This window comes from Roseateles sp. P5_E1, from assembly GCF_054049335.1.
In genome coordinates, this window is record NZ_JBFUMN010000498.1 from 1 (window position 1) to 514 (window position 514).

The window sequence follows — 514 nt, forward strand, 5'->3', positions numbered from 1 at the left end:
CCGAACGGGCGCCTGCCGGAGATCTGGATGGCCGATATCGAGGCCATCGCCGACGACACCCGCAGCCTGTTCAACTGGGCCCATGCCGCGCTGGCGCAGGTGGCCAAGGGCAAGCCCGAGGACGCCGCGCGCGAGCGCCTGCAGCGCAACCTCGGCATGGCGCTGGAAATGATCGAGCAGCAGCACAACCTGTGGACCGCCTGGCGCCGTGAAGACAAGGACGGCCAGCCGCCGATGGCGCGCTGGGTGACGATGTCGCGCGAGGGGGATTTCATCCTCCACGGCTCGCCGATCTCGGCCGCGCACGTGCTGCGCAAGCTGCTGTGGGACGAAGTGGATTCGGTGGTGATGACCTCGGCCACGCTCACCGGCGGCGGCGATTTCCAGTCGCTGGCCATTGACAACGGCATTCCCGAAGATGCCGAGCTGGTCTCGCTGTCCTCGCCGTTCGACCTGCCCAACCAGGCACAGTTGATCGTGCCGGCGTTCCCGGTCACCCCGGACGACAAGGAAG

At 67.7% G+C, this 514-nt stretch carries 1 pseudogene; it reads left to right on the plus strand.

Going from position 1 to position 514, the window contains the following annotated elements:
* Window positions 1–27 precede the first annotated feature (27 nt).
* Window positions 28–514, plus strand: a pseudogene (locus ACXJKJ_RS32300) (hypothetical protein); the annotation flags it as partial.